This is a genomic window from Lacinutrix cladophorae (assembly GCF_053604645.1).
On record NZ_JBSHNR010000084.1, the window covers coordinates 1 to 232 of the forward strand.

Sequence of the window (232 nt, forward strand, 5' to 3'; positions counted from 1 at the left end):
AGACGAAACAACAGTAACAACAGGAACGGATGGATCATGGACAGCAACAGACATTCCAATAGGAGATGCAGAAGTAGATGTAGATGAGACTACATTACCAGCAGATGTAAGTGGTACTTTAACAACAGGAACTTCAGATCCTGAAACAGTAACCGTATTAGAAGGAGTTGAAACAGCAACAACCGATGACGGTTATGAACCAATAACTGCAGAATTAACAGGAGTTGTATTC

The 232-nt window shown here is 40.5% G+C and carries 1 protein-coding gene; it reads left to right on the forward strand.

All coding sequences use genetic code 11. The features are described from left to right. Positions 1-232 (forward strand): hypothetical protein (locus ACVC3Y_RS03505; RefSeq protein ID WP_452226124.1); only part of this gene is annotated, 232 nt, incomplete at both ends.